Annotated in this window: 13 protein-coding genes; 7 read left to right on the forward strand and 6 right to left on the reverse strand. The window is 72.0% G+C overall.

The features are described from left to right. Window positions 1-37: 37 nt before the first annotated feature. Entirely contained in the window at window positions 38-1,657 is a 1,620-nt protein-coding gene (locus tag AB0898_RS26895) for a glycosyltransferase (RefSeq protein ID WP_366805569.1), read from the forward strand. Window positions 1,658-1,757: 100 nt separating this feature from the next. On the opposite strand, the gene AB0898_RS26900 is transcribed toward AB0898_RS26895, so the two are convergent. Next, window positions 1,758-2,384 carry a TetR/AcrR family transcriptional regulator gene (locus AB0898_RS26900; RefSeq protein WP_366805571.1) on the reverse strand — a complete coding sequence of 209 codons (627 nt, stop codon included), beginning with the start codon at window positions 2,382-2,384 and terminating at the stop codon, window positions 1,758-1,760. Window positions 2,385-2,576: 192 nt separating this feature from the next. Here AB0898_RS26900 and AB0898_RS26905 point away from each other — a divergent pair, with 192 nt between their 5' ends. The 4 genes from AB0898_RS26905 to AB0898_RS26920 all read left to right on the forward strand — a co-directional run bounded on the left by AB0898_RS26905 (window position 2,577) and on the right by AB0898_RS26920 (window position 8,360). Continuing rightward, complete coding sequence (locus AB0898_RS26905; protein WP_366805572.1) at window positions 2,577-3,494, forward strand: ABC transporter permease; 918 nt, start codon at window positions 2,577-2,579, stop codon at window positions 3,492-3,494. Then, the gene (locus AB0898_RS26910; RefSeq protein ID WP_366805573.1) at window positions 3,487-4,350 is read left to right on the forward strand and encodes an ABC transporter ATP-binding protein; all 864 of its coding nucleotides are present in this window, start codon (window positions 3,487-3,489) and stop codon (window positions 4,348-4,350) included. Before AB0898_RS26905 ends, AB0898_RS26910 begins: the two co-directional genes overlap by 8 nt. 150 nt (window positions 4,351-4,500) lie before the next feature. After that, a complete protein-coding gene (locus AB0898_RS26915) occupies window positions 4,501-6,705 on the forward strand; it encodes a CDP-glycerol glycerophosphotransferase family protein (protein WP_366805574.1) in 2,205 nt (734 codons plus the stop codon). Beyond that, entirely contained in the window at window positions 6,702-8,360 is a 1,659-nt protein-coding gene (locus AB0898_RS26920; RefSeq protein WP_366805575.1) for a glycosyltransferase family 2 protein, read from the forward strand. Before AB0898_RS26915 ends, AB0898_RS26920 begins: the two co-directional genes overlap by 4 nt. A 125-nt stretch (window positions 8,361-8,485) precedes the next feature. Here AB0898_RS26920 and AB0898_RS26925 read toward each other — a convergent pair whose 3' ends face one another. The 4 genes from AB0898_RS26925 to AB0898_RS26940 all read right to left on the reverse strand — a co-directional run bounded on the left by AB0898_RS26925 (window position 8,486) and on the right by AB0898_RS26940 (window position 16,970). Continuing rightward, complete coding sequence (locus AB0898_RS26925) at window positions 8,486-9,961, reverse strand: hypothetical protein (RefSeq protein WP_366805576.1); 1,476 nt, start codon at window positions 9,959-9,961, stop codon at window positions 8,486-8,488. A 192-nt stretch (window positions 9,962-10,153) separates the two neighbouring features. Continuing rightward, window positions 10,154-15,094, reverse strand: a complete 4,941-nt coding sequence (locus AB0898_RS26930; RefSeq protein ID WP_366805577.1) for an NAD-glutamate dehydrogenase — start codon at window positions 15,092-15,094, stop codon at window positions 10,154-10,156. 448 nt (window positions 15,095-15,542) lie between these two features. Then, window positions 15,543-16,211 (reverse strand): HAD family hydrolase, encoded by a 669-nt coding sequence (locus AB0898_RS26935; RefSeq protein ID WP_366805578.1) that lies wholly within the window; start codon window positions 16,209-16,211, stop codon window positions 15,543-15,545. A 246-nt stretch (window positions 16,212-16,457) separates the two neighbouring features. Then, a complete protein-coding gene (locus AB0898_RS26940) occupies window positions 16,458-16,970 on the reverse strand; it encodes a DUF6912 family protein (RefSeq protein WP_366805579.1) in 513 nt (170 codons plus the stop codon). 840 nt (window positions 16,971-17,810) lie between these two features. On the opposite strand from AB0898_RS26940, the gene AB0898_RS26945 reads away from it, so the two are divergent. Further along, window positions 17,811-18,221 carry an Rv3235 family protein gene (locus AB0898_RS26945; protein WP_366805580.1) on the forward strand — a complete coding sequence of 137 codons (411 nt, stop codon included), beginning with the start codon at window positions 17,811-17,813 and terminating at the stop codon, window positions 18,219-18,221. A gap of 101 nt (window positions 18,222-18,322) precedes the next feature. Here AB0898_RS26945 and secA read toward each other — a convergent pair whose 3' ends face one another. Beyond that, the gene (gene secA / locus AB0898_RS26950) at window positions 18,323-21,136 is read right to left on the reverse strand and encodes a preprotein translocase subunit SecA (RefSeq protein WP_366805581.1); all 2,814 of its coding nucleotides are present in this window, start codon (window positions 21,134-21,136) and stop codon (window positions 18,323-18,325) included. Window positions 21,137-21,391: 255 nt separating this feature from the next. On the opposite strand from secA, the gene AB0898_RS26955 reads away from it, so the two are divergent. Further along, window positions 21,392-21,976: a GNAT family N-acetyltransferase gene (locus tag AB0898_RS26955; protein WP_366805582.1), complete on the forward strand. Its 585-nt coding sequence runs from the start codon at window positions 21,392-21,394 to the stop codon at window positions 21,974-21,976. Window positions 21,977-22,025 lie beyond the last annotated feature (49 nt).

Consider the following 22,025-nt stretch of genomic DNA (forward strand, 5'->3'; position numbering starts at 1 on the left):
AATACGGTATTACTGAAAATTCCCATACTCCCGGCTCATGGACCTCATGCATCCAGCACCGCAGGACCCGCATCCCGCGCCCCGGGTCGCCGTCGTCGTCATCGGGTACGACGACGCCGCCCATGTGGCCGACGCCGTGCGTTCGGCGCTCCGTCAGGGGCCCGCCGTCGGCGAGGTGATCGCCGTGGACGACTGCTCCACGGACGGCAGCGCCGGCCTGCTGGAGCGGCTGGCCGGGCACGACCCCCGGCTGCGCGTCATCCGCCGGAGCGAGAACAGCGGCGGCTGCGGCACCCCGCGCAACACCGGGATCGACGCGGTGACACTGCCGTACGTGATGTTCCTGGACAGCGACGACGTGCTGCCGGCCGGCGCGGTGGACGCGCTGCTGCGGGCGGCCACCGAGGCGGGCGCCGAGGTGGCGTCGGGGCTGTGCGTGCGCCGCGAGCTGCCCTCGGGGCGCGAACAGCCGTGGCAGCCGGCGCTCTACGCGGCACCCGCCGTGCTCGCCCGCCCCGCCGACCGGCCCCGGCTGGTCGAGGACACGCTGTGCGTCAACAAGCTGTATCTGACCTCGTTCCTGCGCGAGCACGGCATCCGCTTCCCCGAAGGCCCGTTCCTCTACGAGGACTTCGTCTTCACCGCGCGGGTCCTGGCCGCCGCGCCGCGCGTCGCGCTCGTCCCGGACCGGGTCTACACGTGGAACGTGCGCCGTTCCGCCGGCCGACTCTCGCTCTCCCTGGACCGGGACGGCATCGGCAACTGGCGCTCCCGCACCCGGGCCTGCGCCCAGGCGCACGACATCCTGCTGGGCGCGGGCCAGAAGGTGCTGGCGCAGGCCGCCCGGGTGAAGTTCCTCGACCACGAACTGCGCATGTACGTCCGTGAGCTGGGCCTGCGGAGCGCGGAGTACCGGCGTGCCTGGTGGGAGCACACCCGGGAGTACCTCGGGCACTACGGCGCCGCCGACTGGGAGCCGGACACCGCGTCGCCGAGCCGGCTGATCGGGCGCGTGATCATGGCGTGCCCGGAGCCGGCCGACCTGCCCCGGCTGCGGGAGCTGGCCGCGCGTCCGGCCCGCCTCCTGCCGCCGTACGCCCGCGCCGCCGACGGCACGCCCGTCTGGTCGGACGCGCTGCCGCAGGTGGACCTGAGCCCGCTGCTGACCCGCCCGGTGCACGCGCTCCCCCTCACGGTGGACGCCGAACTCATGGTCCGCGCCCGCACGTCCCGGCTGCGGCTGCGCCTGCACGAGCTGTACGGCAGGGTCGCCGGGGCGGAGCCGCTGGCGGTGACCGCGGAGTGGCGCTTCCGCGCGACGGGCCGCACCGCGCGGCGCGTCACGATCCCGCTCGCCCCCACGGCGTCCGGTCTGTGGACCGCCGAGACCCCGGTGGACCTCACGGCCCTGGGCGCGGGCGTCTGGGACCTCTGGCTCATCCTGCGCTTCAAGGACGGCACCACCCGCGAGGCCACCGCCCACGCCCGCCACGACTCCCCCCACCTCCGCCGCCACGCCCTCCCCAACCTCCGCCACCTCCTCCTCCTGGCCCACCCCTACCCCACCCATTCCGGCGCACTGGCACTCCGCGTGGCCGTGGGCCCGGGGGGCGCGGCACGGGTGGCGCGGGGGAGGCTGCGCCGGATATTGCGCTGAGGGACGGGGGCCTGGGCAGGGGCGGGGGGCTGGGCCGGAACGAACCCCGCCCGCGTGGCACACATGCCCCAGGTCGGCTCGACGCCCTACAGTCGCGCCCTCAGAGTGCCTTGAGCGCTCCGGCCGTGGCCCGGGCCAGGTTCCCCAGGTACCCCTTCGGCGGTTTCGGGGTGCGGATGACCACCGCACGCCAGTACAGGGGGCCGGAGATCAGGTCCAGGGCCAGGTCGGGGTCGATGCCCGGGGCGACCTCGCCGCGCTCCTCCGCCGCCGCGAGGATCTTGCTGGCGACGCTCTCCTGGCCGTCCCGCAGGGCCTTCTGGAAGGCGTCGGCCATCTCGGGGTTGCGGGCCGCCTCGGCCTGGAGGTCGGGGATGATCTGCGAGACCACGGGGTGGCGCAGCGCGCGCGAGGTGACCTCGTACAGGAGCCGGAGGTCGCCCTCCAGGGAGCCGGTGTCGGGAGCCGGGAGCCCCAGGACGGCCATCGCGGAGACCACGTCGAGCACGAGGTGCAGCTTGGAGCGCCAGCGGCGGTAGACGGCCGTCTTGCCGACCCCGGCCCGGCGGGCGATGCCCTCGATGGACATGCGCGCGTACCCGACGGACGCCAGTTCCTCGAAGACGGCCGCGCGGATGGCCTCGGTCACGTCCTCCCGGAGCACCGCGGCCCCGGCCGGAGCCCGGCGGCGCGGCCGCGCCGGGGGTTCGTCGGCGTTGGTCGTCATGCGCCCAGCATAGGGCGTGACGACGAAACGGTTGCGTTGCGACGTGAATTGGCCCTACTCTCGCGTTGCGACGATACGGTCCCGTTCCGACGTAAGAGAACGTGAAGAGAAACGTAGGGAAACGCCGGGCGACGACCACGCCCGGCACGGGCCGGGCGAGCGCACCCCCTCCCCCGAGCGAAAGCAGCGGATGTGAGCCAGGTTCTCGACACACCGCCCCCGACCCGGTCCCCGGCCGACGGCACCGACCTCGCGGCCCTGGCCGCCCGGCACGGCCTCACGGTCAGCGGCGCCCGCCCCTCCCTCCCGGCGTACGTCCGCCACTTGTGGGCCCGGCGCCACTTCATCACCGCGTTCGCCACCGCCAAGCTCACCGCCCAGTACAGCCAGGCGAAGCTCGGCCAGGTCTGGCAGGTGATGAACCCGCTGCTGAACGCGGCGGTCTACTACTTCATCTTCGGCGTGCTGATCGGCACCAAGCACGGCGTCCCGGACTACATCCCGTTCCTGGTCACCGGCGTGTTCGTGTGGACGTTCACGCAGAGCTCGATCATGGCGGGCACCCGGGCCATCTCCGGCAACCTCGGCCTGGTCCGCGCCCTGCACTTCCCGCGCGCCGCCCTGCCGATCTCGTTCTGCCTCCAGCAGCTGCAGCAGCTGATGTTCTCCATGGCCGCGCTGCTCGTCATCCTGCTGTGCGTGGGCGTGCCGGTGTCGCTGTCCTGGCTGCTCGCGATCCCCGCGCTGTGCCTGCAGTCCATGTTCAACGCGGGCATGGCGATGATCGTGGCCCGGCTCGGCGCGAAGACCCCGGACATCGCCCAGCTGATGCCGTTCTTGCTGCGCACCTGGATGTACGTCTCCGGCGTGATGTGGAGCATCGGCAAGCTCACCAAGGACAAGGGCCTGCCGCACTGGCTCATCGTCGCGCTGGAGACCAACCCGTCCGCCGTCTACATCGACCTCATGCGGTTCGCCCTGATCGACAGCTTCCACGCGAACCAGCTCCCGCCGCACGTGTGGGCGGCCGCCGCCGGCTGGGCCGCCCTCGCCGGGATCGGCGGCTTCATCTACTTCTGGAAGGCTGAGGAGACCTACGGCCGTGGCTGAACAGACCGTCGCGCACGAGCGGACCGCGCACAGCGAGCAGATCCCCACCGTCGTCGCCGACCGGGTGGACATCGTCTACCGGGTCAACGGCACCGGCGCGGGGCGTGGCTCGGCGACCGCCGCCCTCAACCGCATCCTGCGCCGTAAGCAGGCCGAGAAGGCCGCCGGCGTGCGCCGCGTCCACGCGGTCAAGAAGGTGTCCTTCGTCGCGTACAAGGGCGAGGCCATCGGCCTGATCGGCACCAACGGCTCGGGCAAGTCCACCCTGCTCAAGGCGGTGGCGGGCCTGCTCCCGGTGGAGAGCGGCCACATCTACACCGGCGGCCAGCCCTCCCTGCTCGGCGTCAACGCGGCCCTGATGAACGACCTGACCGGCGAGCGCAACGTGCACCTCGGCGGCCTGGCGATGGGCATGTCCCGCGAGCAGGTCCGCGAGCGCTACCAGGACATCGTCGACTTCTCCGGGATCAACGAGAAGGGCGACTTCATCACGCTGCCGATGCGGACGTACTCCTCCGGCATGGCCGCCCGGCTGCGGTTCTCCATCGCCGCCGCCAAGGACCACGACGTCCTGCTGATCGACGAGGCGCTGGCCACCGGCGACCGCTCCTTCCAGAAGCGCTCCGAGGCCCGCATCCGCGAGCTGCGCAAGCACGCGGGCACGGTCTTCCTGGTCAGCCACAACAACAAGTCCATCCGCGACACCTGCGAACGGGTGCTCTGGCTGGAACGCGGCGAGCTTCGTATGGACGGGCCCACCGAGGAGGTACTCAAGGAGTACGAGGCCTTCACCGGTGACAAGGGGGACAAGAAAACGAAAAAGCCCGCGGCCAAGCCGGCTCCGGCGAAACCATAGGCACCGGGAAGCCGTCTTCCGGGGTAAGAGGGGGGTGGAGACGTCTCGTCTCCGTTGACCCTGGCCGTAATTATCCCTTTCATCGCTCTAATGACAGTATGTTATGAAAGGTGCCCTCTCTGAGACGACGAGCCGAAGGAGTCCTCCCCGATGCCTCACCTCAGCCTGATCGTCTACGGGCCGAACACCCAGGGGCATCTGACGGAGCTGCTCGACTCGCTGGCGACCCATCCGCTCCCGGACGCCGAGGTGATCGTCGCCGCCGTCGGTGACTGGGCCCGGGAGACCGCCGAGGGCCACACGCCCGAGACGGTCACCGTGCCGCTCCCCGAGGGCACCACCGACGCGGCGGCCCGGGCGGCGGGCGCCGCGCGGGCCCGGGGCCGCTGGCTGCACTTCGTGCACGCCAAGGACGGCGTACCCGCCGGAACGCCCCGCCTGGTCGCCGAGCGGACCGCCGAACTCGACCGGGGCGACGAGCACGCGGACGTCCTCCTCCTCGACCACGTCACCACCACCTGGCGCACCACCGGCGCCCCCTCCCGCGACGGCCGCGTCCTGGCCGCCGCGGGCCGCTCCGTCCTCACCCTGGACGAGAACCCGGCCCTGCTGCGCCTAGCCCCCCTGCTCGGCACCCGCGTGCTGAGCACCGCGTTCTGGCGGGCCCACGAGGACGCCCTCGCCAACGACGACGAGGCCCACGCCGCCCACACGGCCCTGCTCCGCGCGGACCGCGTCGCCTGCCTCAACCAGGTGGCGTACGAGAACCGGGAGCTGCGCCCGGAGAGCCTGCCCCCGCGCACCCCCGCCTCCCGGCTCGCGCTGATCGACCGCTACGAGTCGCTGCTCCCGCTCACCGAGGGCCGCCCCGCCGCCCGCGCGGTGCTCTACGAGCTGATGGTCACCGACCTGCTGCGCACCTTCGCCCGCGAGGACATGCCCGACCCCATCGCGCGCGCCTTCTTCGCCCGCGCCTCCCGGGCCGCCGTCCGCTGGCGCCCCGAGGGCCACCGGCGCCCGGGCGGCCTGGAGGGCGTACGGCACGCGCTGCTCGAAGAGGGCGCCTACACCCGCTACCGCGCCTTCCAGGCGGCCAACCGCACCCGCCGCTCCGCCAAGAAGGCCGTACGCGCCCGTAAGCGCCAGGCGGGCGCCAAGCTCCGCGACCACTACTACCGCAGGGCGCTCGCCCGCCCGGTGGACCCCGACCTGGCCGTCTTCTCGGCCTATTGGGACCGGGGCGTCGCCTGCAACCCGGCCGCGATCGCCGCCAAGCTCGCCGAACTCGCCCCGCACATCCGCCCGGTGTGGGTGGTGAGCAAGGAGAACGCGGCCCTGCTGCCCGCCGGCACCGACCACGTGCTCCCCGGCACCCGCCGCTACTGGGAGACGCTGGCCACCGCCAAGTACCTGGTCAACAACGTCAACTTCCCCAACGCGGTGGTCAAACGGCCCGACGCGATCCACCTCCAGACCCACCACGGCACCCCGCTCAAGCGCATGGGCCTGGACCAGCGCGACCACCCGGCCGCCGCCCAGGGCCTGGACTTCGCCGCCCTGCTCGCCCGGATCGACCGCTGGGACTACAGCGTCAGCGCCAACAGCCACTCCACCCGCATGTGGGAGCGCGCCTACCCGGCCCGCTACACCTCGCTGGACCACGGCTATCCGCGCAACGACGTCTTCTACACCGCCGGCGCCGACGACGTGCGCGCCGCCCGCGAGCGCCTCGGCATCCCGCCCGGCCGCACCGCCGTCCTCTACGCCCCCACCCACCGCGACTACGAGGCCGGGTTCACCCCCCGCCTCGACCTCGCCACCCTCGCCGACCGGCTCGGCGACGACACCGTCCTGCTGGTGCGCGCCCACTACTTCTACGGCGGCGCCGCCTCCCCGCTCAGCGGACTGCGCCGCTCGGGCCGCATCATCGACGTCTCCTCCTACGACCCGGTCGAGGAGCTGTGCCTCGCGGCGGACGCGCTGGTCACCGACTACTCCTCCATCATGTTCGACTACGCCAACCTGGACCGCCCGGTCGTCGTCTACGCCGACGACTGGGAGACCTACCGCACCACGCGCGGCGTCTACTTCGACCTGATGGCCGAGGCGCCCGGACACGTCGCCCGCACCCAGGAGGAGCTGACCGAGATCCTCACCTCCGGCGCCTGGCGCGACGAGAACGCGGCCAAGGCACGGACCGCCTTCCGGCGCCGGTTCTGCGAGTTCGACGACGGCCGCGCCGCCGAACGGGTCGTACGCCGGGTGTTCCTCGGGGAGCCCGAGGAGGCGCTGCCGCCCGTCCTCCCGCCGGAGGAACGCACCCCCGCACCGACCCCCGAGGAGGCCCAGGGATGACGACTCCCGACGTCACGGTCACCGTCATCGGCTACAACGACGCGGCCCGGCTGCCCCGCGCGGTGGCCTCCCTGCGCGCCCAGACCCACGCGAACATCGAGATCGTCATCAGCGACGACCACTCCACCGACGACACCCCCGAGGTGGCCCGCCGGCTCGCGGCCGAGGACCCCCGCATCCGCTATCTGCGGCTGCCCGAGAACAGCGGCGGGTGCAGCGCCCCGCGCAACCGGGCCATCGCCATCGCCCGCGCCCCGTATCTGATGTTCCTCGACAGCGACGACGAACTCCCGCCCCGCGCGGTCGAGTTGCTGCTCGCCGCGCACCGGGAGCGCGAGGTCGACTTCACCATGGGCGCGGTGACCCGGGTCCGCGTGGACAGCGGCCGGCGCTCCGCCTGGATGCCCCATCTGGTGAGCGAGCGCCGCACCCTGGACGGCATCGCCGCCGACCCCCGGCTGCTCTTCGAGCACCTGTCGACCAGCAAGATGTACGCCCGCGCGTTCCTCGACCGGCACCACCTGCGCTTCCCCGAGGGCATCCACTACGAGGACCAGCTCTTCTCCGCGCAGGCGTACTGCCTGGCCGAGGCGTTCACGATCATCCCGGACCCGGTCTACACCTGGTACATCGAGCCGTACGCGGCCGCCGCCTCCGCCTCCATCTCCAACCAGCGGCACAAGATCTCCAACGTGGCCGACCGGGTGCACGTCCAGCGCCTGATCGACGACTTCCTGGTGGAGAGCGGGCACGCGGGGCTGCGTGAGGACAAGGACTACAAGTTCCTCAAGCACGACTTCCGGATGTACGCGGGCGACCTGCCCTACCGCGACACCGAGTGGCTGTCCGCGTTCGCCGAGATCATGAACCCGTACCTGGACACCCTCGCCGACGGCGCCTTCGTCCGGCTCCCCCGGCCCGAGCGGGTCGTCCTGGAGCTGCTGCGCGAGGGGCGCCTGGACGACCTGCGGCCCGCCGCGCGCGGGCTGGGCCAGCCGGTGGCGCCGAGGGAGGTCACCACCGACGACACCGGCACCTACTGGGGCGGCGCTGTGCCGTCCTCCGCGCGGGGGCGGCGCGAGCTGGACGTGTCCGACCTGGACCTGGAGACCCGGCCGTTCCCCAGCGCGTACTTCCGCCACGAGATCACCGAGCTGACGCCGGGACCCGGAGCGACGCTCACCCTCACCGTGCGCACCTACGACCCCGGACTGCGGCTCCCCGTCGGACCGCAGCGGGCGGGGCTGCTGCTGACGCCGGGCAAGCGGCGGATGACGGTGCCGTTCCGGCTCGACCCGGTCCGGCCCGGGGTCTTCGAGGGCCGGGTACGGGTGGATCTGAGCGAGGCCCGGCTGCCGGTGCAGGGGTTCGCGGGGACGCGGCATCCGCTGGTCCGGCTCCAGCAACAGGGGCTGGCGAACGAGGGGCTGCTGCTGGCCCCGCTGTCGTTCCCCGCGCTGACGGCCCGGGTGGAGTACCGGTCGGGTACGGCGCCGCACGAGGTCGTCGTGGAGCCGGAGGGGCGGGGGGCGGGGCGGTTGCAGGTGCGGTGGCGTCCGGTCGGGGCGGCGTTGCTTTTGCGGCGGGTTGTGCGGCGGGTTGATCATCCCCGGGTGCGGGGGGCTGCGCGGCTTTTGTCGAGTGTGCTGCGGTGAGTTTTCGGGTGCGGGGCGCTGCGCGGCTTGTGCCTGGTGTGCTGCGGTGAGTTGTCGGGCGCGGGTGCGTTGTGGCTGGTCGCGCAGTTCCCCGCGCCCCTAAAAGCTCACAACTCACCCTCGTATCACGGCTCGACCTTGTAGAGGACCTGGTCCCCCGGTCCTCTCGTCACCTCTTTCAGCCATGGTTCCGCCGTGTCCGTCGAGCCGAGTACCCAGCGGACTCCGTACCGGCGGGCTATGGCGCGGCGGCTCGCGGAGTCGGTGGTGGGGGCGTAGTAGCGGGTGACCGCTTCGTCGCGGCCCGTCTCGTCCGGGAGGAAGAAGTCGGGGTAGCCGGGGGCGACGGTGTAGGGGCCGTAGGCGGGGATCTGGCGGGACGGGGTGGGGCGGGCCATCACCACGTCGCCGTAGCGGACCCAGGGGGTGATCCAGTGGTAACCGACCCACGGGGTGCGGTACATGGCGGCGACGGGGGCCGGGAGGTCGTCGCGGTCGATCACATAGCCGAGCGTGCCCGCCTGGGCCCACGCGCCCACCGCGAGGGCGACGCCCAGCAGGCAGGCCCACGCCACCCGGACCCCCCTGCGTGACGCGGTGACGGTCTCCAGCGCGGCCGCGAGCTGGGCCGGGATCAGGGCGGCGGGCAGGGCGCGGCCCCAGGAGTAGTGGCCGGTGAGACCGCCGGCCGTGACGAGCAGCGCGCCGAGGACGAAGAAGACGACCAGGACGTCCCGGTGGTCCCGGCGCCACCGGAACACCAGGGCCACCACCCCGAGCAGGACCAGGCCGAAGCGGCCGAGGAGGTCGTCGTAGAGGGGGCGGTGGATCTCCTCCAGGCCGGCGCCCGCCGAGAACAGGGCGAAGAAGTCGTAGTACGGCCAGAGCGCGAGCAGCAGGACGCCCGTCACCAGGGCCGCGGCGAGGCGGAGCAGGGTCGCGCGGGCGGGGCGGGCCGCGACGACCACGGCGAGGGCGCCGAGGGAGGCGACCACGCCGGAGAACTGGTGGCACAGCAGGATCAGCGCCCACAGGAGGCCGAGCCCCGCCCAGCCGGCCCACCCGGTGCCGGCGCGCAGCGCCCGTGTGAGCCACGCCCAGAAGTGGAAGGAGAGCCCGAGCGCGAGCACGCTGGGGTACGACACCGTCAGGGCCAGGGAGTTGAGGCCGAGGAAGCCGCTCCAGTTGAAGAGGTCCGGGCCCCACAGGAAGACCACGCACAGGAGCGCGAGCGCGGGGGCGGCGCGGTGGGCGCTCAGGGTGCGGACGTAGGACCAGACGCCGGTGAAGAGCAGCGCGAGCGCGGTGAGGGCGCCGATCCGCAGCACCACGAAGACCGAGAGGCCGGTGACGCGGGCCAGCAGGCCGAGCAGCAGCATCCACGGCGAGTAGTAGGGGCTCGGGGTGTCGGCGTCGACCAGCGGGTTGCCCGGGTTGAGCAGGCTGTGCCGCAGCCGCTGCACGGTCGCCGCGTGCATCCCGAGGTCCCCGGCCCAGGGCAGCCGGACGATCACCAGGAGCATCAGCACGAGGACGAGCGCGGCGGCGGCCCAGGGCAGGGCGCGGCCGGCGCTCGCCGGGCTAGGCGGGGCGGCGCGCATCGGGCCGGGCCTCGGTGCGGTTCAAGGTCACAGGCACAGGCACAGGCCAGACCCTATCCGAAAGGGACCGATGAGCAGGAAACGGTAAATTCGCCACAGGTTTTTCCCTAGACGGAGGCAAGAAAACGGGTGCCCCGGAACCGTTTCTCCGGTCCCGGGGCACCCTATGCCTTCTCGCTGTGCGTCCTCGCGTCAGGAGTGCGTGCGCAGCAGCGTGCGCATCGTCCGCATCGCCACCGACAGGTTCGCGAGGTCGAACGCGTCCGAGCCGCGGATCTCCTCCAGGGTGGAGCGCGCCCGGCTCAGGATCGGCGCGTTCTTCTCCTCCCAGGCCTTGAAGCGCTGCTCGGGCGTCGAGGTGCCGTTGCCCACCGCGAGCACGTCCGCCGTGAGCGCGGCGTGGGCCGCGTAGAGGTCCTCACGGATGGAGGCGCGGGCCATGGACTGCCAGCGGTCGGCGCGGGGCAGCTCGATGATGCGGTCCATGAGCTGCGTGATGTGCAGCCGGTCCGCGAGGTCGTAGTAGACCTCGGCCACGTCGAGCGGCTCCTTGCCCATGCGGTCGGCCACCGAGACGATGTCCAGCGCCGGGAAGGCGGAGGAGAACCCGGCCACGCGCGTGGCGATCTCGTCCGGGACACCGGCCGCGGACAGCTCGTCGTACACGTGCTGGTACCACTCCAGGTCCGCGCCGCGCAGCAGCTTCGGCAGCTGCTGCCAGACCTGCTCGACGCGGGCCGCGAAGAACTCGACGGTCTCGGCGAGCTGGAGCGGCTGCGGCCGGTTGTTGAGCAGCCAGCGGGTGCCGCGCTCGACCAGCCGGCGCGAGTGCAGCCGGATGCGGGTCTGGACGGCCGCGTCGACCCTGTTGTCCAGCTCCTCCACCGCGTCCCACACCGGCGCCGAGGAGAAGATCGCGCGGGCCGCGGTCTGGGCGCGGACGATCTCCTCCAGGGAGGCCCCGGTCTCCTCGCGCAGACGGTGCAGATAGGTCGTGCCGCCCGTGTTCACCGTGTCGTTGACCAGCACCGTCGTGGTGATCTCGCGGCGCAGCGGGTGGCTGTCGATGGACTCCGCGAACCGCTCGCGCAGCGCCGACGGGAAGTAGGCGTGCAGCAGGGTGCGCAGGTAGGGGTCGTCGGGCAGCGAGGTGCGCAGCAGCTCCTCGGCGACCGTGATCTTGGTGTACGCCAGCAGGACGGCGGTCTCGGGGCTGGTGAGGCCCTGGCCCTGGGCGAGGCGCTCGCGGATCTGGCGGTCGGTGGGCAGGAATTCCAGCGCCCGGTCGAGGTGGCCCTCGCGCACCAGGTGGCGGATGAAGCGGGCCTGCGCGTGCAGCATGTCCTTGGACTGCGCGAGGGCGTTGGCCAGCGCGGTGTTCTGCGCGTAGTTGTTGCGCAGGACCAGGGCGCCGACCTCGTCCGTCATCTCCGCGAGCAGCTTGTTGCGCTGCTTGACGGTCATGTCGCCGTCGGTGACCAGGCCGTTGAGCAGGATCTTGATGTTCACCTCGTGGTCGGAGGTGTCCACGCCGGCGCTGTTGTCGATCGCGTCGGTGTTGATCCGGCCGCCCTGGAGCGCGAACTCGATGCGGCCGAGCTGGGTCAGACCCAGGTTGCCGCCCTCGCCGACGACCTTGACGCGCAGGTCGGCGCCGTCGACACGGATGGCGTCGTTGGCCTTGTCGCCGACGTCCGCGTTCGACTCCGCCGACGACTTCACGTACGTGCCGATGCCGCCGTTCCACAGCAGGTCGACCGGCGCCTGGAGGATGGCCTTCATCAGGTCGGCCGGGGTCATCTTGGAGACCTTCTCCTCGATGCCCAGCGCCTCGCGGATGTGGCCGTTGAGCGGGATCGCCTTGGCGCTGCGCGGGAAGATCCCGCCGCCCGCCGACAGCAGCGAGGTGTCGTAGTCGGCCCAGCTGGAGCGGGGCAGCTCGAACAGGCGGCGGCGCTCGGCGTATCCGGTGGCCGCGTCCGGGTTCGGGTCGATGAAGATGTGCCGGTGGTCGAAGGCGGCGACCAGACGGATGTGCTCGGAGAGCAGCATGCCGTTGCCGAACACGTCACCGGACATGTCACCGATGCCGACGACCGTGAAGTCCTCCGACTGCGTGTCCACGCCCAGCTCGCGGAAGTGCCGCTTCACGGACTCCCAGGCGCCGCGCGCGGTGATGCCCATGCCCTTGTGGTCGTAGCCGGCCGAGCCGCCGGAGGCGAAGGCGTCCCCGAGCCAGAAGTCGTACTCCCCGGCGACGCCGTTGGCGATGTCGGAGAACGTCGCGGTGCCCTTGTCGGCCGCGACGACCAGGTAGGTGTCCTCGCCGTCGTGACGGACCACGTCCTGCGGCGGGACGACCTCGCCGGCCACCATGTTGTCGGTGATGTCGAGCAGCGCCGAGATGAACGTCTTGTAGCTGGCGATGCCCTCGGCGAGCCACGCGTCCCGGTCCACGCTCGGGTCGGGCAGCTGCTTGGCGACGAAACCGCCCTTGGCGCCGACCGGCACGATGACGGTGTTCTTCACCATCTGCGCCTTGACCAGGCCCAGGATCTCGGTACGGAAGTCCTCGCGCCGGTCCGACCAGCGCAGACCACCGCGCGCGACCTTCCCGAAGCGCAGGTGCACGCCCTCGACGCGCGGCGAGTACACCCAGATCTCGTACGCCGGGCGCGGCGCGGGCAGGTCCGGGATGGCGCGCGGGTCGAACTTCATGGAGACGTAGTCGTGCGGCTTGCCGCCCTCGGTCTCCTGGAAGAAGTTGGTGCGCAGGGTCGCCTTGATGACGGTCAGGAAGGAGCGCAGGATGCGGTCCTCGTCCAGGCTCGCGACCTGGTCGAGCGCGGCGTCCAGCTCCTCCAGGAGCGCGTCGGTGATCTCCAGACCGGCGGTCTGCCGGTCCGGGGACATCCGCGCCTCGAAGAGGGAGACGAGCAGCCGGGTGGTGTGGACGTTGTTGCGGAGGGTGTCCTCCATGTAGTCCTGGCTGAAGGTGGAGCCCGCCTGGCGCAGGTACTTCGCGTAGGCGCGCAGCACCATCGCCTGCCGCCAGGTCAGCCCGGCGCTCAGGACGAGGGAGTTGAAGCCGTCGTTCTCCGCCTGGCCGGTCCAGGTCGCGGCGAACGCCTCCTGGAACCGCTCGCGGCCGTCCTCGCCGAGGTGGTCGCCGCCGCCCGCGGGCTTCGGCATCCGCAGGCCGAAGTCGTAGACCCAGGCGGTGGTGCGGTCGGCGCGGCGCAGCTCGTAGGGGCGCTCGTCGACGACCTCCACGCCGAGCCGGCTGAGGACCGGCAGCACGGCGGAGAGGGAGACCGCGTCGCCCGTGCGGTAGATCTTGAAGCGGCGCTCACCGGGGGCGGCGCCCACCGGCTCGTACAGGCTCAGCGCGAAGTCGTTGCCGTCCTCGCGGCTCAGCCGCTCCAGGTGGACGAGGTCGGCGACGGCCGCGCGCGGGGTGTGGTCGGCCTTGTAGCCCTCGGGGAAGGCGTTGCCGTGCTGGTAGCGGCGCAGCAGCTCGGCGGCGCGCTCCTCGCCGCACTCGGCGGTCAGCGCCTCGGTGAAGCCGTCCGCCCAGGATCGGGTGGCCTCGACCAGACGGGCCTCGATGCGCTCCTTGTCGGCGTCGGAGAGCTGGGTCAGCTCGGTGCCCTGCGGGACGCGGACGACGAAGTGCAGCCGGGAGAGGATCGACTCGGTGTTCCAGGCGGTGAAGTCGACGCTGGTGCCGCCGAGCTCCTCCTTGAGGATGTCGATGATCCGCAGCCGGACGCCGGTGGTGTAGCGGTCGCGCGGGAGGTAGACGAGGGCCGAGTAGTAGCGGCCGTACTCGTCCTGGCGCAGGTACAGGCGCAGCCGGCGGCGCTCCTGGAGGTAGAGCACGCTGGTCGCGATGGACTGCAGCTCGTCGGCCGGGGTCTGGAACAGCTCGTCGCGCGGGTAGGTCTCCAGGATCTGGAGCAGGTCGCGGCCGTCGTGGCTGTTGGGCGAGAACCCGGCGCGCTCGAGGACCTCCTCGACCTTGCGGCGGATGACCGGCACCCGGCGCACCGACTCGGTGTACGCGGCGGAGGAGAACAGGCCGAGGAAGCGGCGCTCGCCCACCACGTTGCCCTGGGCGTCGAACTTCTTGACGCCGATGTAGTCCAGGTAGGACGGGCGGTGCACGGTGGCGCGGCTGTTGGCCTTGGTCAGCACGAGCAGGCGGTGCTCGCGGGCCTTGGCGCGGGCGTCGGCGGGGAGCCGCTCGAAGGAGGGGCTGACCGGGTGCTCGTCCTGCTCGGAGTGGTGCGGGTCGGAGCGCAGGATGCCGAGTCCGGTGCCGGGCACGGCGCTCAGCGAGTCGTCGCCGCGCAGCTGGTACTCGCGGTAGCCGAGGAAGGTGAAGTGGTCGGCGGCGAGCCAGCGCAGCAGCTCGCGGGCCTCCTCGGCCTCGGGTCCGGGCAGGTCGGCGGGGCGGGGCTCGCCCTCCAGGCCGTCCGCGATCCGGACCGCGGTCTCGCGCATCTTCTCCCAGTCCTCGACGGCCTCACGGACGTCGGAGAGGACGCGGAGCAGGTCGGCGGAGATCTGCTTGAGGTCGGCGCGGTCGGTCTCGCGGTCGATCTCGACGTGGATCCAGGACTCGACGTGCGCGTCGTGCGGGAGCTCTTCGCCGGGGGCCGGCTTGGGCAGCACCTCGATGAGCTTGCCGGTCACGTCCCGGCGCACGACGAACTGCGGGTGGATCACGACGTGGATGCCGCGGCCCTGACGGGTCAGCTCGTTGGTGACCGAGTCGACCAGGAAGGGCATGTCGTCGGTGACGACCTCCACCACGGTGTGGCTGCACGTCCACCCGTTCTCTTCCACGGTCGGGGTGTGCACCCGCACGCTGGCGGTGCCCTGGGGGCGGTTCTCGGCGAGCCGGTAGTGGGAGACAGCGGCACCGAAGGCGTCGACCGGGTCGCGGTCGGTGAGGTCTTCCGGGGCCGTGTGCAGGTAGTAGCGCTGGAGGAACGCGAGCACGGACTCGCTGTCGGGGGCCTCGCTCGTGGTCCCGGTCGGTAGGTGCCCCCCGACCGGACTGTTCTCAGCTACCCGGGCCGCCCGATCGAGCAGCTCGGCCTTGGCTTCGTCCAGCTTGGTCTGCATTGTCCTCTGGCTCCTGTCGCGCGCCGTTGCGTGACGTAGAAGGAAGTACGGTCTCTTTCCCTCCGGTATGACGCCACGGCCCGGGGTGTCCGGTCCGTTCCGACGCTATGCCGCGAGGTGAGATGGGCGGGAGGAATTCGGCCAATGTCGACACGTCTGTCGGGTGCGACGCTGCGCCCAGTGCCGACGTGTCCCGTGCCGTTCCCGGCGTCCTGGAGGCGTTGGCGCCCCTGTCGCGCCCGCGAGGACCAGCGACCACCGCCCGGTCACGGAGGTGCTCCGTGCGAACCGGGCGCAGGGCAGGGGCGGTGGCGCCCCCGCGAGATATCGCGCTGATCACGCCACCAGGCTATCGCTCCTCACCCCGGGCCCGTCATGAGCCGTATGTGTACAAAACCGGGGGGTGAAGTTTGACGTTCTGCACAGCGCCGTAAGGGCCGGGGGCGGGCTATGCCGCTATTCGGTGGGCCTCTTCGACCGCCTCGGCGAGGGTGTCCACCACCGGCACTCCGGCCGCGCGGAGGCTGGCCGGACCGTGGGAGCCGCCGGTGTAGAGCACGGCCCGCGCGCCCACGTGACGGGCCGCCAGGGCGTCGTCCGCCGCGTCGCCGATGACGACGGTGCGCTCGGGGGCCACCAGCTCCTCCAGCGACCTCAGGTGGCGCACCATGTGCTCGGCCTTGGAGCCGCCGGAGGGGCCCGTGCGCCCGTCGATCCGCAGGAAGTGGGCCTCGATGCCGAAGCCGCGCACCAGCGGCAGCAGCTCCTCGTGGCCGTACATGCTCAGCAGGGACTGGCTGTTGCCCGCCGACCGCCAGCCGGCGAGCAGGTCGGCAGCGCCCTCGGTCAGGCCGCAGCGCGTCCGCCACTCGGTGTAGTGCCGGTGGAAGGCGCCGTCCATCACGTCCCACTCGGCCTCGGTCGGCATCCGGCCGAGCAGCCGCTCGTAGAACTTCGGCACCGGGACGCAGTACAGCGCCCGGTACGTCTCCAGCGTGATCGGCTCCAGGCCCAGCTCGGCGAAAGCCGCGTTCGTCGCCCCGATGATCGCGTCGATGTCGTGGAACAGAGTGCCGTTCCAGTCCCAGACGATGTGCGCGTTCCCCTGCTTCCCCATGTCCGAAACCGTACCCACTCCCACTGACAATGGGCCATGGGCGGATGATCGCCGCAGGTCAGGAGGGGGTCGGGGGCGTTCCGGGCGGGGGGCGGGCGGGGCGGTGGGTCAGGGCCGGTCCGGGCGGGTGGTCAAGGCCGGGCAGGACGGTGGGTCAGGGCCGGTCCGGGCGGGTGGTCAAGGCCGGGCAGGACGGTGGGACAGGGCCGGTCCGGGCGGGTGGTCAAGGCCGGGCAGGGCGGTGGGTCAGGGCCGGCGGAGCAGGCTGGGGATCTCCTGCGTGGCGTACCAGAGCAGCTCGTGGCGGTCGGCGGTCTCCACCGCGGCCAGGTCGTGGTCGTCCCCGGCGTCCGCCTCCGCCAGCGCCGCCGCGGCGGCGGCCACGTCCGGCTCGGCGTCCTCGGCGTCGGCGTGCACCGCGGCCGCCTTGGCGAGCGGCACCTCGGCGGTGACCATGACCTCGCCCAGCTCGGCCGGCTCCTCGTCGCGGTACGGGCCCGGCGCGACGGCACGGTCCGGTACGTCGGCGGCGACCACGACCCGGCGCGGGGCGGCCGACTCGTCGGCGGCGAGCAGCCGCAGCGAGGCGAGGGCCGCCTGGCCGAGCGCCGCGTACTCCAGCTCCTCCAGGTCCTCCGAGCCGCACCACTGGCGCAGGTCGGGTGTGACGGCGTAGGCGACGAAGGAGCCGGTGCCCAGCACCCCCGTGCGGTACGCCTCGGCGAGCCCGGGCAGGGTCAGGGGTACGTAGACGCGCATTCCGGCCGCTCTTTTCCTGGTCAGGGGCTCAGCTGAGGCTCACGGGAAGGCCCGTTCGGCCGCCCCCGGAGCGCCTCCAGAATACGTGCGCCCGTCCCCTTTCGGGCGCCCGCCCGCACCCCGCCGGGCGTCCACCCCACGCCGCGCTGTCACCCGGCCCCTCCCCGAACTCCCGGGCTTTCCACCCCTCCCCGTCACCCGGATAAGTGAACATTCCGGCCCCCGCGCCACGGCTCCCGCGTTCCTTGCCGACGCGACTCCGGCCCCCGTACAAGGTCCCCACCGAGTTACCGCCCGGTATCACCGGCTTCCTCCCGAACGGGGACCCCCATGAACAAGGTCATGAGCCGTAAACCCCACCCCCGCCACCGTCCCCCGAGCCGCCACGACCCCCGCCACCCGGGCACGCCCCCGCCCCGCACTCCGTCGAGGCCCCGCCCGGAGGCGAGGACGGCCCGGGACGCGACGGACGCCCTGGAGCCCCTGACGACCCCGCACACGGCCCAGGAGGCGGCGGCCCACCTGGGCGCCACGGCACCCGGCACGACGGCGCACGCGGGCGCCTCGACGCCGGGCACAGCGCCCTACCCGGCCCCCTCGGCCCCGGCCACGGCAGCACGCCCACTCACCACAACCCCCGGCACGGCAGCACGCCCACTCACCGCAGCCCCCGGCAAGGTGACCGGCCCCCGCGCCACGCCCCCCGCCGGAGCGGCCGAACCGCGCCCGACAGCCCGCCGGGGCGCGTCGGCTCCCGGCACCGGCACCCCGCCCCACCCGCCTCGGCCAGCTCACACCCCGGCACAGCGGCCAGGCGCCCAGACCCCGCCCACGAGGCCCGTGCCGGCGGTCCAGCCTCCCCGGGCGTCCCGGCCGGACGCGGCGGCGCCCGGCATCACCCCGCGCTCCCGGCCCCGCCCCACCGACCTCTTCGCCGACCGTCTCGTCGCCGTCCTCAGCGGTCAGCGCCCCGTGCACTGGATGCTGCGGCACACCGCGGGCCAGGCGTACGACGATCTGGCGCGGCTCGCCGAGCGGAACCCGCTGCGCGCCCCCGGTGTGCGCCCCGTCGTCAGCGACCTCGGGTACTTCGTGCCCCGGGACGGCGCGCTGGAGGTGTTCGCGCGGGTCGCGGCCGGGGACCGGCTGCGGGCGCTCGCCTTCCGGCTGGAGCGGGGACGGGATCTGCGCTGGCGCTGCACGGCCGTGGAGCTGGCGGGCCCCCGGCTCCCGCGCGAGGACGCCGGCTGAGCCCGGACACGGCGAAGGGCCGGACCCCTCGTGAGGAGGGACCCGGCCCTTGAAGTCACCGGCTCAGGCGGTCAGCCGCCCGAGCCGCCGGCGGGCGAACGTCACTTCTTGCGGCGGCCGCGGGCCTTCGCCTGCTTGCGCCGCTCCGCGCGCGTGAGGCCGTCGGCCTCCGAGCGCACCGGCTCGTCGTCCTCCAGGTCGCGCTCGACCACACCGCCCTCGCCGTCCACCGTGGGCGCGGAGAAGTGCAGATCGCGGCGCTGCGGAACATCCAGCCCCTTGGCCCGGATCTCCGGCCGCGCGCCCGCGGGAACCTGCGCGGGCACGATGTCCTGGACGCCGCCGACCGGCTCGGTGGCCTGGACCTCGACCTCCTCGACCTGCTGCTCGACCTGGACCTCCAGGTTGAACAGGTAGCCGACGGACTCCTCCTTGATGCCCTCCATCATGGCGGTGAACATGTCGAAGCCCTCGCGCTGGTACTCGACCAGCGGGTCCTTCTGCGCCATCGCGCGCAGGCCGATGCCCTCCTGGAGGTAGTCCATCTCGTAGAGGTGCTCGCGCCACTTGCGGTCCAGGACCGACAGGACGACCCGCCGCTCCAGCTCCCGCATGATCTCGGAGCCGAGCTGCTCCTCACGCGCCTGGTACTGCGCGTGGATGTCGTCCTTGATGGAGTCGGAGATGAACTCGGCGGTCAGGCCGGCCCGGTCGCCCGCCTCGTCCTCCAGCTCCTCGATGGTGACCTTCACCGGGTAGAGCTGCCGGAAGGCGCCCCACAGCCGGTCCAGGTCCCAGTCCTCGGGGAAGCCGTCGGCGGTCTCGGCGGCGACGTACGCGTCGATCGTGTCGTCCATGAAGTGCTGCACCTGCTCCTGGAGGTCCTCGCCCTCCAGGACGCGGCGGCGCTCGCCGTAGATGACCTCGCGCTGCCGGTTGAGCACCTCGTCGTACTTCAGGACGTTCTTACGGGTCTCGAAGTTCTGCTGCTCGACCTGGGACTGCGCGGAGGCGATGGCGCGGGTCACCATCTTGTTCTCGATCGGCACGTCGTCCGGGACGTTCGCCATCGCCATGACGCGCTCGACCATGGCGGCCTTGAACAGGCGCATCAGGTCGTCACCGAGGGAGAGGTAGAACCGGGACTCGCCCGGGTCGCCCTGACGGCCGGAACGGCCGCGCAGCTGGTTGTCGATACGGCGCGACTCGTGCCGCTCGGTGCCGAGCACGTAGAGGCCGCCGCTGCGCTCGACCTCCTCCTTCTCGGCCTTGACCGCCTGCTCGGCGCGGGCCAGCGCGGCGGGCAGCGCGGCCGCCCACTCCTCGATGTGCTCCTCGGGGTCCAGGCCGATCTGGCGCAGCTCCGCCTCGGCGAGGTCCTCGGGGTTGCCGCCGAGCTTGATGTCCGTACCGCGGCCCGCCATGTTCGTGGCGACCGTGACGGCGCCCTTGCGGCCCGCCTGGGCGACGATCGACGCCTCACGCTCGTGGTGCTTGGCGTTCAGCACCTCGTGCTGGATGCCGCGCTTGCTGAGCTGCTGGGAGAGGTACTCCGACTTCTCGACGGACGTGGTGCCGACGAGGATCGGCTGGCCCTTCTCGTGCTTCTCGGCGATGTCGTCGACGACCGCCTCGAACTTGGCCACCTCGGTGCGGTAGATCAGGTCGGACTGGTCCTTGCGGACGAGCTCGCGGTTGGTCGGGATGGGGACCACGCCGAGCTTGTAGATCTGGTGGAACTCGGCGGCCTCGGTCATCGCCGTACCGGTCATGCCGGAGAGCTTGTTGTAGAGGCGGAAGAAGTTCTGCAGGGTGATCGTGGCGAGGGTCTGGTTCTCGTCCTTGATGTCCACCCCTTCCTTCGCCTCGATCGCCTGGTGCATGCCCTCGTTGTAGCGGCGGCCGGCGAGGATACGGCCGGTGTGCTCGTCGACGATCATGACCTCGCCGTCGATGACGACGTAGTCCTTGTCCTTCTTGAACAGTTCCTTCGCCTTGATGGCGTTGTTCAGGTAGCCGACGAGGGGGGTGTTCACCGACTCGTAGAGGTTGTCGATGCCGAGCCAGTCCTCGACCTTGGAGACACCGGACTCGTGGATGGCGACGGTGCGCTTCTTCTCGTCGACGTCGTAGTCGCCGGTCTCCTCGACGCCCTTGAGCGGGTTGCCGGGCTCGCCGCGCTTGAGGCGGGTGACCAGCTTGGCGAAGTCGCCGTACCACTTGGTGGCCTGGTCGGCCGGGCCGGAGATGATCAGCGGCGTACGCGCCTCGTCGATGAGGATGGAGTCCACCTCGTCGACGATGGCGAAGTTGTGGCCGCGCTGCACCAGCTCGTCCTGCGCCCACGCCATGTTGTCGCGCAGGTAGTCGAAGCCGAACTCGTTGTTCGTGCCGTAGGTGATGTCGCACGCGTACTGCTCACGGCGCTGGGCCGGGGTCATGTTGGCGAGGATGCAGCCGACCTCGAGACCCAGGAAGCGGTGGACGCGGCCCATCATCTCGGAGTCGCGCTCGGCCAGATAGTCGTTGACCGTGATGAGGTGGACGCCGTCTCCGGAGAGCGCGTTCAGATAAGCGGGCAAGGTGCCGACGAGGGTCTTGCCCTCACCGGTCTTCATCTCGGCCACGTAACCGAGGTGGAGCGCGGCGCCGCCCATCATCTGGACGTCGTAGTGCCGCTGGCCGAGGACGCGCTTGGCGGCCTCGCGGACGGTGGCGAACGCCTCGGGGAGCAGGTCGTCCAGGCTCTCACCGTCGGCGTACCGCTGCTTGTACTCGTCGGTGAGGGCCCGCAGCTCGGCGTCGGAGAGGTCCACGAAGTCCTCTTCGATGGAGTTGACCTGGTCCGCGATGCGGTGCAGCTTGCGCAGGATCTTGCCTTCGCCTGCACGCATGATCTTCGAGAGGACGGACACGGGGGGTGGTCTCCTTGCCGGTCGGGCCTGGGACGGTCTGTTTTCCATGTGACTTGCTGAGCAACGGCCATCGTATGCGAGGACCCCGGCGCGCCGGGAGGGCCTGGCGACCCGGTGCGCGCCTCACTGTGGACAACGCGCGGGCGCGGCGGATAGTGCCGCGCCGGATCAGGGATTTGCGCGAATCGTGACCCCGCGCTCACCCACCGCGAAAAGCCGTGGCGGCGACGGGGCGAAGCCGCACAGAATCGGGCGATGGACCCCGTCACCTTGACCACCGACCGCCTCCGCATGCGCGCCGCCGGACCGGCCGACGCCGAGGCGGTGTACGCCGCCGCGCAGGACCCCGCGACCCAGCGCTGGATCTCTTCTTTTCCCTCTCCTTACCTGCGCGAGCACGCCGACGCGTTCATCGGCGTGGTGGCCCGGGGCTGGGCGGACGACTCGGAGTACCACTTCGGTCTGTTCCTGCCCGACGGCGCGCTGGCGGGCGTACTGGGCGTCATGCGGCGCGGTCCCGGCGCCGCCGAGGTCGGCTTCTGGGCGGCCCGCGAGCACCGCGGCCGGGGGTACGTCACCGAGGCCGTCCTCGCCGCGGCCCGCTGGGCCTTCACCGAACTGTCCGTGGACCGCCTGGAGTGGCGCGCCGAGGTGGGCAACCTGCCCTCCCGCGCGGTGGCCGAACGCGTCGGCTTCACCATGGAGGGCACGCTGCGCGCGGCCGTCGAACACCGGGGCATACGGCGCGACTCCTGGGTCGGCTCGCTGCTCCCCTCCGACCTCGGGCTGGTCCCGGCCGCCCCGTATCTGGCCGCGCCCGCTCCCGCTGTGACCACCTGACCTGCGGGAAGTCCCGGCTGGGCGGCCGCTGTCAGTGCCACCCTCTATC

It is taken from the genome of Streptomyces sp. NPDC005435, assembly GCF_040703155.1.
In the GTDB taxonomy this organism is placed as follows: Bacteria; Actinomycetota; Actinomycetes; order Streptomycetales; family Streptomycetaceae; genus Streptomyces.